Raw genomic sequence first — 13,003 nt, forward strand, 5'->3', positions numbered from 1 at the left:
ATATTGCTCGTCAGGTTCTTTCGCTCAGTCGTGCGCTTGGCGGGCGAGCCACACGGTAAGATCGGCTTCCGCCCGCTCGAGCGCATTGTGATTGAGCAGCTTTCTCAAAAACGCCACGGCAACCGCCCGCGCTCTGAGATTGAAACGGCCATCATCATCCTGGTTGCCGAGTGGTTGATGGACTCCGAGTTTGACATAGAGCTGCTGCAAACGGTTTTGTACGCTGCGGACCGAGAGGTTACGCCTTTGCGCGATAGCGCGGTCGGTCAGTCCGAGTGCAATGTCGACCAGGATTTCATATTCGGTCTCAGTGAAGCCGTTGACGTTGCCGAGACTTTTTTGCTGCATGCCCCGCACTTCGCGGTCGATCACGCATTGGCTTTCGATAAAGACGCTGCGGAGTGCCAGTTTCAATCGGTCGTCGGAGGCCGATTTCAAAACATAGCCGTAAACGGCACCGCCCGGCACGATGCGCGAGACACCGCGAACATAGGCCTCATCCGAATAGTTCGACCAGAAAAGGATGCGCGTCTCCGGTCGTTCCTTCCATATCGTGCGGGCTGCTTCGATGCCGTTACGCTGGCTCATCTGCAGGTCCATGACGATATGAGCGGATTTCAAATCCCGTGCCAGCCGTTCGCCGGCATTGCCGTTTTCGGCTTCCAGTACGCCGGCGCATTCGGGAAGTGCAGCGCGGATCGCTTCGTTGAGGTAAGAGCGATGAAGTGGATCGTCCTCGATGATCAGAACCTTCATGCCGCAGCACCTCCCGCAGATTGCACCTTGGAAGGCAAGCTGACGCTAACGATTGTTCCACCAGACGCTGCCGCGGTCTTGATTGCAAAGCGTGCCGAGATCAGCCGCGCGCGGGTCTTCATGTTTTCAATGCCGCCGCCCGATGATCTCCGGGCATTTTTGAGCCCAAGCCCGTCATCCATGACCTCGATGGCAAGCGTGCCTTCACAAGCCTTCAGTTGGACGTCTATGCAGCTCGCCTGGGCGTGCCGGATTGCATTGTTGATGGCTTCCTGGGCGATACGGAAAAGAGCAATAGATACTGATTGTTCAAGGCTATCGATGGCGCCGCTCGTCTCATCTTTAAGGGTCCAGGTCAAAGTGGCACCGCTCTCCTGAATTGATCGTTCCAGATGGTTCTCCACCGCCTGCGCAAAGCCGAACAGTTGAAGGACCGAGGGCTTGGCCTCCTCGATGATCTGGCGAAGGTCGTGCATGCTATGCTGCAAACCACGAAACAACGGTTCAAGTGCGTCACCTGTGACATCGGGCTGCCGAGCAAGGCGCTCCAGCCGCCGCGATAGCCGGGTAAGATCGGCCAGGATCTGGTCGTGCAGGTCCATGCCGATGCGTTGACGCTCAGCTTCCAAAGCTTCCGTCAGTTTCAAGGCGCCAAGGCGCAGGCCCTCTTCGCGGGCGCGCGCTTCCGCTTCCACGATTGCCGAACGCTTGGCTTGGTCGGCGGCGCGTATAGCGAAGAAATGCGGCGCCAGGAGATCGGCGATCACGCGGGCGCTTTCGATATCTTCCATGGTGTAGAAACCGGTCCGGTGGCTTGAACATGAGAGGGCGCCGATGATGTGGCCCTGAACCTTGAGGGGCACATGTAAGCGACTATGCAGCGACTGATGAAAGATCGGATGCGAGAAGGCGCCCTGGAAATGGAATTGCGGATCGCTCCAAGCATCGTCGGTGAGAAGGTAATCGCTCTCGCCCCAGAGGAGCGTGCGAATAGGGCTGTTGCTGACAGGCGCAGGAAAGCGGCGGCCCCAATCCGTCTCCAGTCCGGTCTCATAAGCGGTGTGGAATTGCTCGTCCACCAGGATGATGCAAACATCAAGATGGTCATGTGGGATGACATGGCTGATCTCGGCAGCGACCGACTGAATGACGGAGTGAAAGTCGAGTTGGCCGGCGAGTAGCCTCGATATGTTGAGGTAGTGGTCGAAGACCGATTGCGGCGCCAAATTGCGCAAAACACGCCCTCCCAGGTAGAGCGTCGACGGTTTCTCCTCCGGTCGATCGCAGCATGCGAATTTCCGGCGCTATTAAGCGCCGATCCGAGCTGTCCGTCCTGCGGACTTGCGCATTTTTTCTGCGGGATCCCGCAATGTCCCGCACGTTAAGCGCCTGTACAAGCGCAACAATCTCGGACATCCTGTTTCTACTGACAGGGGAACCTTCAGTGCAAATATTATTTTCGATCGGTCGTTGAGGAGCGCGTTCGAAAATCTTGGCCTGGAAGTGGAAGTACGGGCTCATTGGGAGGAAAATATGAATATTGCCAAGATGCTTCTGGCATCCGCCGTCTTCGCTTGCGTTGCCGTGCCGGGTTCCGCTTTTGCTGATACAGCATCCAAGAAGATTGCATTGTCGAACAATTATGCCGGCAATTCGTGGCGCCAGGCCATGTTGACCAGCTGGCAGAGGGTCACCGGCGAAGCAGTCAAGACGGGTGTCGTTGCCGCCGCCGATCCGTTTACGACGGCGGAAAACCAGGCAACCGAACAGGCCGCGCAGATCCAGAACATGATCCTGCAGGGCTATGACGCGATCGTCATCGACGCGGCATCTCCGACTGCCTTGAACGGTGCCATCAAAGAAGCCTGCGATGCCAAGATCGTCGTTGTCTCCTTTGACGGTATCGTCACTGAACCCTGTGCGTGGCGTATCGCCGTCGATTTCAAGGGCATGGGCGCCAGCCAGATCGAATATCTCGCAAAGAAGGTGCCGAAGGGCGGCAATGTCCTCGAAATTCGCGGACTTGCCGGCGTCTCTGTCGATGACGAGATTTCGGCGGGTATTCATGACGCTGCCGCTAAATATCCGCAGTTCAAGATCGTTGGCTCGGTCCATGGCGACTGGGCGCAGGACGTTGCGCAGCGCGCCGTTGCCGGGATCCTCCCAAGCCTTCCCGACATTGCCGCTGTCGTGACCCAGGGCGGCGACGGCTATGGCGCTGCTCAGGCATTCGCGGCCGCAAAGCGCACGATGCCGACGATCGTCATGGGTAACCGACAGGACGAGCTTGCCTGGTGGAAGAAGGAGAAGGATGCCAGCGGCTACGAGACCATGTCGGTCTCGATTGCGCCAGGCGTCTCAACTCTCGCCTTCTGGGTGGCCCAGCAGATCCTCGACGGTCAGCAGGTGAAGAAAGATCTGGTTGTCCCCTTCCTGCGCATCGATCAGGCTAATCTCGAAACCAACCTTTCCACGACGCAGGCGGGCGGCGTCGCCAATGTCGAATACACACTCGACGACGCCAAGAAGGTGATCGCTACGGCGAAGTAGTCGATATCAGCCAGCAAATGAAGGCCAGCGCCGCCGATCAAAGGCGGCGCCGGTTGGACCCAACGCCCGGCCGGACGATCCATGATTGCAGTCGAAGACAATAGCTTGATGAGAGAGAATGCCGAGCGGCAAGCCGTCGTCTCGGCCCGAGGCATCAAGATGCGTTTCGATGCCGTCAAGGCGCTCGACGGTGCCGACCTGACCATTCATGCCGGCGAATGTATCGGTCTTGTCGGACACAATGGTGCCGGGAAATCGACGATCGTCAACGTCATCAATGGCGGCCTAAGCCCCCATGAGGGAACAGTTGCCTATGACGGCAATGATAGGGTCCATGGTATCAATGCGGCGCGCGCGCATGGCATCCGCTGTGTTTTCCAGGAGCTCTCGCTCGCGCCCAATCTAACCGTTGTCGAGAACATGCGGGTCGTTCACCACGGTCTTTCCGGCTGGAACTGGCGGCGGCGGGCGGCGGCGATCGTTCGGGCCAAGCTCGACGAGATCTTTGCCGGTCACAAGATCGATGTCATGCGCGCGGTTGGTGAGCTTTCTATTGCCGAGCGGCAGATGGTCGAGATCGCGATTACCTTCTCGACCGTCAGTGAGGGGCCGAAACTGGTCATTCTCGATGAGCCGACGTCCTCGCTTGATGCGGGGCTTGCGGCGCAATTGATGACCTATGTGCGCAGCTTCGTCCAAGCCGGTGGCGCCGTGATGCTGATCTCGCATATTCTCGGCGAGATCCTTTCGACTGCCAATCGCATCCTCGTCATGAAGGATGGTCGCGTCGTCGCTGATCGCGCCGCGCAGGACTTCAGCGTCAACAGCCTCGTCCAGGCGATGGGCAGCGTCGTCAAAGAACAGGACCGCAAGCGCCGTAACGAGGAGCGTGCTGCCACATCTGCGATCCTTGCTCTGCCTCCGCGCGGCGGCAAAGGGCTTGGCTTTGAAGTCCGCAAAGGAGAGGTCGTTGGCCTCGCCGGTCTTGCCGGTCATGGCCAGACCGAGATGCTGCTTGATCTTCATCGATCGTTATCGAGCAGCTTGCTGCCGGGCAGGCGGGACAATATTGCCTTCGTTGCCGGCGATCGCAGCCTGAACGGGACCTTCCCCTTATGGAGCATCCTGAAGAACCTCAGTATCGCATCGCTTGGCGATCTATCGAAGATGGCGCTGGTTAACAGGCAGGAGGAGGACAGCCTCGGCGCCGACTGGAAGGCAAGGATCGAAATCCGGACGCCAACGATGGAAAACGGCATCCTGTCACTCTCCGGCGGCAATCAGCAAAAGGTTCTCTTCGCGCGTGCGCTCGCAACCACCTCGCCGATCGTGCTGATGGATGATCCCATGCGCGGCGTCGACATCGGCACCAAGCAGGAGGTCTATCGAATCCTGAATGACGAGGCCTCCACCGGGCGGACCTTCATCTGGTACTCCACCGAAATGGACGAGATTTGCCTTTGCGACCGCGCCTATGTCTTTCGTGACGGCGCAATAGTCGCGGAACTGGTCGGAGAAGACATCACGGAGGAAAACGTGCTGGCAGCTTCCTTTGCAGGGGAGGGCGCATGATCCGACCATCGCCCTCCACCTTGCGTCTGCTAATTCCGGCGCTGTCGCTGGCCGTTCTGCTGATCGCAGTCTTCTATCTTCAGCCGCGGGCCATGAGCTATGTCGGCCTCAATCTACTTTTCAATCTCGCCGTGCCGATTGCGCTGGCGACGATTGCCCAGATGATGATCATGTCGGTCAATGATCTCGATCTGTCGATGGGAACATTCGTCAGCTTCACCGCCTGCGTGGCGGCAACCTACCTGCATTCGTCACCGCTTTTCGGCATCCTCATCCTTGCCGTCGCGATTGCCATCTACATCGCCATGGGCGTGATCATCTACATCAGGGATTTGCCGTCGATCGTCGTCACCCTCGGCATGAGCTTTGTCTGGGGCGGCTTTGCCGTCTTGCTCCTGCCTGCACCGGGAGGGACCGCGCCGGATTGGGCTCGCTTTCTGATGACGTCCAAGCCACCACTTGTTCCGATCGCGATTGTCGCAAGCGTGGTGATCGCGCTGATTTCCCACCTGATAGTCATGCGCTCTTCCGTCGGCGTGCTGATCCGCGGCATCGGCGGCAATGAACGGTCGCTACAGCGCGCCGGCTGGTCCGTTGTCACCTTGCGCGCGGCAGCCTACGGGCTCGCCGGTCTCTTCGCAGTGCTATCCGGCATTGCCCTGGTCGGGCTTACCACTTCGGCGGATGCCAACATCGCGTTGCGCTACACGCTGCTCTCGATCGCCGGTGTCATTCTCGGCGGCGGGGAGTTCATTGGCGGCAGGGTTTCGCCGATCGGTGCCGTCATCGGCGCGTTGACCCTGACATTGGCAGGCTCGTTCCTGTCATTCTTACGGATCTCGCCGGACTGGCAGATCGGTGCCCAAGGCGCCATCCTGATCATCGTGCTCGCCCTGCGGCTCCTGCTCGACCGCGTCGAAAAGCGGGAGAAACGCTCTTGATCACTCTTCATGCCTTCGGCAGAAAACCTTGGGTCTGGTCTTTTCTTGCCGCGATCATTGTCTGGCTTGTGACGGTTCTTTTTACCGGTGGCGCAAGCTTCCTTGGCCTGTCGCAGGCAGCACTGACCTTTGCAGCATTCTCCGTGATTGTCGGGATCGGACAAATGTTCGTCATCACGCTCGGCCCCGGCAATATCGATCTTTCCGTACCGGCCACAATGACGCTTGCCGGCACCCTGGCGCTGAAGCTGATGAATGTCGAGGACGGAATGGTCGTGCCAGGCCTGCTGGTGTCGATCCTGATCGGTCTTGGCATCGGCATCGGCAACTATGCCCTGATCAAGCTTTTGCGCATCCCACCGATCATCGCGACGCTGTCGATGAGCTTTATCATCCAGTCGACGGCAATCTGGAGCAATCGCGGCTTGCGCATCAAGCCGCCGGAGCAACTCGCCGATTTCACGACATCTGGTTTTCTTGGCATACCGAACGTTGCCATCGTTGCGCTCCTGCTCTCTGTGCTTGCCTGGGTCCTGCTCGAGCGGACGATCTACGGCCGGTGGATATCGGCAATCGGACAGAGCATGTTTGCGGCGCGCATGGCAGGCATTCCCGTCGATGGAACGCGGCTTGCGACCTACGTGCTTTGCGCCGTGCTGGCTTCGATCTGTGGCTATCTGTTGGCGAGCTTTTCCGGTGGGGCTGCCCTCAACATGGGTGCCGAATATCTGCTGATGTCGATCGCCGTCGTCATCATCGGCGGAACGGCGGTCGCCGGCGGAGACTCGAACGTTCCGGGCATATGGGGCGCTTCCCTGCTCATGTTCCTGGTCGTGTCTATGCTGAATACCTATGGCTTTGGCGCTGGTTCCAGGCTTGTTCTCACCGGCCTTATCATCATCGCCGTCATCCTGGTTGCAGGCGGTCGACCAACCGGCGGACGCTGACACCGATCCCCCGCAGTTTTTAGGACATTCGAAATGCCGAACGACGCATCGCCGCTCTATGAAATCTACGATACCCGCTTCCGCAACCTCGTGGTTCCAAGCGCTGGGCTCGAGGAGCTTTATTCGGATTGCCGCTGGGCAGAAGGCCCCGTCTGGTTTGCCGATACCGGGTGTCTGATCTGGAGCGATATTCCGAACGAACGTATGCTGCGTTGGGTCCCTGGCGGCGGCGTGTCGATCTTTCGTGCACCGTCCAATTTTGCCAACGGCAATACCCGCGATCGTCAGGGACGCCTGATATCTTGCGAACATGGCGGACGTCGTGTGACACGGACCGAACTCGACGGTTCGATTACTGTTCTTGCCGATAGCTACAAAGGCAAGCGCCTCAATTCGCCGAACGATGTCGTTGTCCGTTCTGATGGGACCATATGGTTCACCGATCCGACCTACGGCATCCTCTCAAACTACGAGGGCTATAAGGCAGGGCCCGAACAGGCGAGCCGAAATGTCTATCGGCTTGATCCTTCAACAGGAGAGTTGGATGCTGTGGTCGAGGATTTCGCCCAGCCGAACGGCCTGGCTTTTTCTCCTGATGAGACAAAGCTCTATGTGGCCGACTCTGCTGCAAGCCACGACGTCAATGCCCCAAAGCACATTCGTGTGTTTGACCTCGTTGATGGCAGAAAGCTCATAAACGGTCGCGTTTTCTGCCGCATCGACACCGGCATCCCGGACGGTTTCCGCGCCGACGTCGACGGCAATATCTGGACAAGCGCCGGTGACGGCGTTCATTGCTTCGCGCCTAATGGCAGCCTGATTGGCAAAATCAAGATTCCGCAGACAGTCGCCAATCTGACCTTTGGTGGCCCACGCCGAAATCAGCTGTTCATCACCGCGACGCGGTCAGTCTATCGGGTCTTCACAACAGCGACTGGCGCGCAAATGCCATAAGATGTTTGTCATCGCCAGGCTCTATGCTCGAAACGGCGGCCACCGGTTTCACCCCGTCCGGCGCGGCTGCATCTGGTACGACAAGCGCGAAATTTCGCGCCGATTTGCGCTTGGCGGTGCGAAGGCGGGCCGTGTCGATGCTGATGGCAAGCTTTTGTGGAGATCGTCAGGAAGCCACGTTTCAAGCCGATGTCTTGGTTTGGCGTCATTGCCGTCGATGATTGAATAGTTGAACGTGCGCTATCACTGCGCCAGCTGCATCGCATCAAACTGCCCGACGCTTTGATCTGGCCAGCAGTCGATATCCGCCCGATGTTGCTGGTTGCCCGACGTGCCGAGGTTTTCGAACGAAATACCGGACATCCGAGTGCGGTGCGAAACCTGAGCGATATCCGGTTCCATGGCCAGCATAATGCAAATGTTGCTCACAGCGCCTGCGCGCGACCATGGTTTGAGAATGACCATTTGCGATGCTCTCCCCCATACGCAACGGCGCAGGTGGCGTGATGACCTTTTGCACGGGCCGAAATGCGATGCCTAGACATGAGCAATGGGCTGGCGTTAAGCTTTGGCTTTGATAACGGCGATACCAAAACCATGAACATGATAGAACCCCCGCGTAAATCGGCAGACGACGGCGAGGAAAAGATACTGACCAATCCAGCGCGGCTCGGAGGTCGCTTGAAGCTCGCCCGGCAGACGCGGGGGTTGACCCTCAAGGCTCTTGCCCTGGCTGCGGATTGCTCTGAAAGCCTGCTGTCGAAGATCGAGAACGGCAAGGCTTCACCCTCTTTGCCGATGCTCCATCGGCTTGTCGGTGTTCTCGGCACCAATATAGGTTGGATGTTCGAGGAGGCCGATGGTGAGGAGGGAATCGTCTTCCGCTCGGGGACGAGACCACTCATCGGACTGGATCCGTTGCGGAGGGGAGAGGGGATCTCTCTCGAACGAATTATCCCCTATTCGCAAGGTCATCTGCTCCAATGCAATATCCATCATATCGAGGCCGGCGGTCAAAGTGCCGGGCCGATCCAGCATGTCGGCGAGGAGGTCGGTTACGTCCTTGCGGGTGACGTCGAGCTCATGGTCGGCGAGCGCACGTTCCGGCTTTCTTCCGGCGATAGTTTTGTCTTCAACTCCGAACTGCCCCATTGGTATCGCAATGTGGGAACGGAGCGCGCGAGTATCTTCTGGGTCAACACGCCTGCGACTTTCTAGCGCTCGCCGCTGTTGTCGGAGCGAACTCACGATCGCTTTCAAAATCATAATTCAAGTCACTTGACAAGAATTCAAGTTACTTGAATACTCCCCATGCAATCCAAAAACATGGGGAACGATCATGCGTCTTAAGAAATACCTGTTCGGTTGCGCGCTTGGCGCAACCATCGCACTTGCCTGCAGCGCTGGCGCTGTGACGGCGAATACGCTCGCTCTGGTAACGATCAACCAGCAGGCCCTCTTCTTCAATCAGATCAATGATGGCGCCAAGGAGGCGGCAAAGAAGGCTGGCGCCGATCTCGTCATCTTCAATGCCAACAACGTGCCGAGCGCGCAGAACGACGCCATCGAGAACTACATCACCCAGAAGGTTGACGGCATCATATTGGTTGCCATCGACGTGAACGGCGTCAAGCCGGCAATCACCGCCGCCAAGAAGGCCGGCATCCCGGTCATCGCCATCGATGCGCAGATTCCAAACGGTGACAACATCGCCTTCGTGGGCGTCGACAATACCAAGGCGGGCGGGGAGATCGGTAAATTCTATTCCGATTACGTCAAGGGCAAGATGAGCGGTAGCGCCAAAGTCGGCGTCGTCGGCGCACTTAATTCCTTTATCCAGAACCAGCGCCTTGACGGCTTCAAGACGGCGGTAAAGGCTGGCGGCCAGAAGGTCGACTTCCTCGATACCGTGGACGGCCAGAACGTCCAGGATGTCGCGCTCAGTGCAGCGGAAAATCTCATCACCGCCAATCCCGACATGACAACGCTTTATGCGACCGGCGAGCCGGCACTCCTCGGTGCCGTTGCGGCGGTCACCAGCCAGGGCAAAACGGGTAGCGTCAAGGTCTTCGGCTGGGATCTGACCAAGCAGGCGATCGAAGGCATCGATCAGGGTTGGGTCACGGCCGTTATTCAGCAGGATCCGGCCGGCGAGGGCAAGGCGGCCGTCGAAGCGCTCGTCAAGGTGAAAAAGGGCGATAAGATCGACCCGATCATCAATGTGCCGGTGACCATCGTCACCAAGGAAAATGTCGACAAGTTCCGGGGCATGTTCAAGTAACTCCAGCACCTCGTCACGTCATGGCCGATCGCCTCGGCCATGACGTTGTGGCATCATGGCTCAGGCCATTTCCGCAAGGCAGCATTGATATGACAAACGCTGATACCTACCGCGTCAGGATGACCGGTATTTCCAAACGCTATGGCACGATGCAGTCGTTGGACAATGTATCGTTGACCTTGAAGCCGGGCGAGGTCCTTGGCCTTGTCGGCGACAACGGCGCCGGCAAGTCGACCTTGAGCAAAGTCCTCTCGGGTGCGGTGATCCCGGATTTGGGAACGATCGAGATTGACGGCAAACCGGTTTCCTTTACCTCGCCGGCCGACGCACGCGCCGCGCATGTCGAGATGGTCTATCAGGACCTGTCTCTTTGCGACACCGTCGATGTGGCGGGAAATCTCTTCCTCGGGCGCGAGCCGAAATGGAAGCTTGCCGGCATCCCGATCCTCGATAAGAAGACCATGCATGAACGGGCGCGCCATATGCTGGAAGGGCTCGGCATCGTTATTCCGGACACGCATCTCAAGGTCGAAAATCTTTCCGGCGGCCAGCGCCAGTCCATTGCGATCGGACGCGCGGCGTCATTCAACCCGTCGGTTCTCATCATGGACGAGCCGACGGCAGCCCTGGCGGTTGCCGAAGTCGAGGCGGTGCTGGAGCTCATTCGCACGGTCAGTGCACGAGGCGTCAGTGTCATTCTGATCACGCATCGCCTGCAGGATCTCTTCCTCGTCTGCGATCGCATTCAGGTGATGTACGAGGGGCAGAACGTGGCCGAGCGCTGCATCGCTGAAACGAATATCGAAGAGGTCGTCAACCTGATCGTCGGTCGCAAGTTTTCTGCGCGCTCGGCCGGCCAATCTATTGAGCGAGGCGCTTCCATATGACCATAACCTCTTCTCATGCCCAAACCAGCCCGTCGTCTCGCCTGCGTAAGGCGCGCCTCTACGACAAGGCGATAGCCAATGGCGGCATCGTTTCGATCGCCTTGTTTTTCATCGTCGTCTGCGTTTTCTTCTCCCTCTTTACCCACGTCTTCCTGACGGCTCCCAACCTCCTGAACGTCGTCAGACAATCCGCGCCCTTGTTGATCGTGGCAGCGGCTATGACCTTCGTCATCACAACAGGCGGCATCGATCTTTCGGTCGGATCCGTATTGGCCCTTGCCGCAACGCTTTCGGCTGCCTGCCTTCAGGCCGGAATCCCATGGCCGCTTGTTGTCGTTCTGATGATGCTTCTCGGTGGCGCAACCGGACTGATCCAGGGATATTTCATCGCTTACGAGCGGATCCCAGCCTTCATCGTCACGCTGGCCGGACTGTCGGTCATCAGGGGTCTTGCGCTCCTCATCACCGGCGGCTACTCGATCCCGGTCGATCCGCAGAGCCCGTTCACGGCGATTGGCCAGGCCTGGTTCTTCGGCGTGCCTGCACCTGCAATGATTGCGATCGTGGCCCTCGTCGCGGCCTATGTCGCCTTTAATGAAACACCCTTCGGCCGCTATGTCACCGGCATCGGCGCCAACGCCGAGGCGGTGCGCCGAGCCGGCGTCAATACCCGGCGCGTCACCTTGTTCGTCTATGTGATATCGGGTGTCGCAGCCTCGGTTGCCGGCATCATCCTTGCCGCGCGCCTGGGCTCCGGCTCTTCAAATGCCGGGCAAGGTTTCGAACTCGACGTCATTGCTGCAGTCGTGCTGGGTGGTACGAGCCTGTTCGGTGGGCGCGGCTCGGTCGTCGGCACGGTGCTTGGAGCACTGACCGTTGCCGTTATCGCCAATGGTCTGATCCTCTCGCACATGTCGCCTTTCTTCACGCCGATCGTGACTGGCGTCATCATCCTGGTGGCAATCTGGCTGAACTTCCGCCTTTTCAAGGGCGCGACGAGGAGCCGCTGAGCATGATGGACCATCTCTTTGCGGACACGACCAAAACACGTCACGCTATCAGCGTTCAAACCGGCTGCGCCATGACCGTTCTCGGCCCGATACCGGTCGCGGATATGGGCGTGACGCTCATGCACGAGCACATTTTTCTCGACGGGGCGAGTTCGTGGAAATGCCCCTGCCATCCCGATGAAAAGGCGATCGCCGCACAGCCGGTGGGGATCGAGATCATCGGCGAACTTCGGATGAACCCCTATATGAACCGCGACAACGTCTCGCTGGATGATGGGGATCTGGCGCTTGCCGAACTCGGCCGCTTCCAGAAGCTTGGTGGCCACACCGTGGTGGAAACCACCAACCTTGGCATTGGGCGCAATCCCGAACAATTGCGCCGCATCGCCCGCATGTCCGGTCTGCAGATCATTATGGGTACTGGCTTTTATCTGGAACATACCCATCCCGAATGGCTGAAGGGCATGGATCTAGACGAGGTCACGGCCTTCATCGTCAACGATGTCGGTGGCGGCGAAACGCAACCCGACATCATGGCCGGCATCATCGGCGAGGTCGGCGTCAGCAAGGATTTTACCGCGGAAGAGCAAAAATCCCTGCGGGCATCGGCGCGAGCCTCGCGGCTGACGGGCCTGCCTTTGTCCATCCACCTGCCGGGCTGGGAGCGCCTTGCCCATCGCGTGCTGGATATGATCGAGGAAGAAGGCGCGGACCTGCGTCACACCGTGCTCTGCCACATGAATCCGAGCCACAATGATCTCGATTATCAGAAGAGTCTCGCCGACCGTGGCGCTTTCCTGGAATATGACATGATCGGCATGGACTATTATTACGCCGATCAGGATGCCCAATCGCCATCGGATGAAGAGAACGCCAGGGCGATCCGGGCGCTCGTCGACTTGGGCTTTGCCGATCGCCTGCTTCTGTCGCAGGACGTCTTTCTCAAGATCATGCTGACCCGCTATGGCGGCTTCGGCTACGGCTACATTCTCAAGCATTTCCTGCCGCGGCTGAAACGCCATGGCGTCGATCAGCAGGCGATCGACCAGATGCTGATCACCAATCCCCAATCGGTATTTTCCGCCCCCACTTGAAGGTCGGGCGC

The 13,003-nt window shown here is 58.6% G+C and carries 13 protein-coding genes; 10 read left to right on the forward strand and 3 right to left on the reverse strand.

Features of this window, described 5'->3' with window-relative positions; translation table 11 throughout:
• Nucleotides 1-24 precede the first annotated feature (24 nt).
• Together RHSP_RS22980 and RHSP_RS22985 are read right to left on the reverse strand one after the other, a co-directional pair.
• Nucleotides 25-756 carry a response regulator transcription factor gene (locus RHSP_RS22980; protein ID WP_037153916.1) on the reverse strand — a complete coding sequence of 244 codons (732 nt, stop codon included), beginning with the start codon at nucleotides 754-756 and terminating at the stop codon, nucleotides 25-27.
• A complete protein-coding gene (locus RHSP_RS22985) occupies nucleotides 753-1,991 on the reverse strand; it encodes a GAF domain-containing sensor histidine kinase (protein ID WP_037153919.1) in 1,239 nt (412 codons plus the stop codon). The genes RHSP_RS22980 and RHSP_RS22985 overlap by 4 nt, the downstream gene beginning before the upstream one ends.
• A 298-nt stretch (nucleotides 1,992-2,289) precedes the next feature.
• Here RHSP_RS22985 and RHSP_RS22990 point away from each other — a divergent pair, with 298 nt between their 5' ends.
• From RHSP_RS22990 to RHSP_RS23010, 5 genes are all read left to right on the forward strand, one after another.
• Nucleotides 2,290-3,306: an ABC transporter substrate-binding protein gene (locus tag RHSP_RS22990; RefSeq protein WP_004123920.1), complete on the forward strand. Its 1,017-nt coding sequence runs from the start codon at nucleotides 2,290-2,292 to the stop codon at nucleotides 3,304-3,306.
• Nucleotides 3,307-3,414: 108 nt separating this feature from the next.
• On the forward strand, nucleotides 3,415-4,878 hold the full coding sequence (locus RHSP_RS22995; RefSeq protein WP_037154016.1) for an ATP-binding cassette domain-containing protein: 1,464 nt from the start codon (nucleotides 3,415-3,417) through the stop codon (nucleotides 4,876-4,878).
• A complete protein-coding gene (locus tag RHSP_RS23000) occupies nucleotides 4,875-5,819 on the forward strand; it encodes an ABC transporter permease (protein WP_004123926.1) in 945 nt (314 codons plus the stop codon). The genes RHSP_RS22995 and RHSP_RS23000 overlap by 4 nt, the downstream gene beginning before the upstream one ends.
• Nucleotides 5,816-6,766, forward strand: a complete 951-nt coding sequence (locus RHSP_RS23005) for an ABC transporter permease (protein ID WP_004123929.1) — start codon at nucleotides 5,816-5,818, stop codon at nucleotides 6,764-6,766. The genes RHSP_RS23000 and RHSP_RS23005 overlap by 4 nt, the downstream gene beginning before the upstream one ends.
• 33 nt (nucleotides 6,767-6,799) lie before the next feature.
• Complete coding sequence (locus tag RHSP_RS23010; RefSeq protein ID WP_004123932.1) at nucleotides 6,800-7,720, forward strand: SMP-30/gluconolactonase/LRE family protein; 921 nt, start codon at nucleotides 6,800-6,802, stop codon at nucleotides 7,718-7,720.
• Between the two features lie 243 nt (nucleotides 7,721-7,963).
• On the opposite strand, the gene RHSP_RS23015 is transcribed toward RHSP_RS23010, so the two are convergent.
• The gene (locus RHSP_RS23015) at nucleotides 7,964-8,185 is read right to left on the reverse strand and encodes a hypothetical protein (protein ID WP_004123937.1); all 222 of its coding nucleotides are present in this window, start codon (nucleotides 8,183-8,185) and stop codon (nucleotides 7,964-7,966) included.
• Between the two features lie 138 nt (nucleotides 8,186-8,323).
• Here RHSP_RS23015 and RHSP_RS23020 point away from each other — a divergent pair, with 138 nt between their 5' ends.
• From RHSP_RS23020 to RHSP_RS23040, 5 genes are all read left to right on the forward strand, one after another.
• Nucleotides 8,324-8,938 (forward strand): cupin domain-containing protein, encoded by a 615-nt coding sequence (locus tag RHSP_RS23020; RefSeq protein WP_420820106.1) that lies wholly within the window; start codon nucleotides 8,324-8,326, stop codon nucleotides 8,936-8,938.
• Nucleotides 8,939-9,059: 121 nt separating this feature from the next.
• Nucleotides 9,060-10,001, forward strand: coding sequence for an ABC transporter substrate-binding protein (locus RHSP_RS23025; RefSeq protein ID WP_037153924.1), 942 nt, complete (start codon nucleotides 9,060-9,062; stop codon nucleotides 9,999-10,001).
• A gap of 89 nt (nucleotides 10,002-10,090) precedes the next feature.
• Nucleotides 10,091-10,888 carry an ATP-binding cassette domain-containing protein gene (locus RHSP_RS23030; protein WP_004123941.1) on the forward strand — a complete coding sequence of 266 codons (798 nt, stop codon included), beginning with the start codon at nucleotides 10,091-10,093 and terminating at the stop codon, nucleotides 10,886-10,888.
• Nucleotides 10,885-11,898: an ABC transporter permease gene (locus RHSP_RS23035; protein ID WP_004123943.1), complete on the forward strand. Its 1,014-nt coding sequence runs from the start codon at nucleotides 10,885-10,887 to the stop codon at nucleotides 11,896-11,898. The genes RHSP_RS23030 and RHSP_RS23035 overlap by 4 nt, the downstream gene beginning before the upstream one ends.
• Nucleotides 11,899-11,903: 5 nt before the next feature.
• Entirely contained in the window at nucleotides 11,904-12,992 is a 1,089-nt protein-coding gene (locus tag RHSP_RS23040) for a phosphotriesterase family protein (protein WP_037154021.1), read from the forward strand.
• Nucleotides 12,993-13,003 lie beyond the last annotated feature (11 nt).

It is taken from the genome of Rhizobium freirei PRF 81 (assembly GCF_000359745.1).
GTDB classification, from domain to species: Bacteria; Pseudomonadota; Alphaproteobacteria; order Rhizobiales; family Rhizobiaceae; genus Rhizobium; species Rhizobium freirei.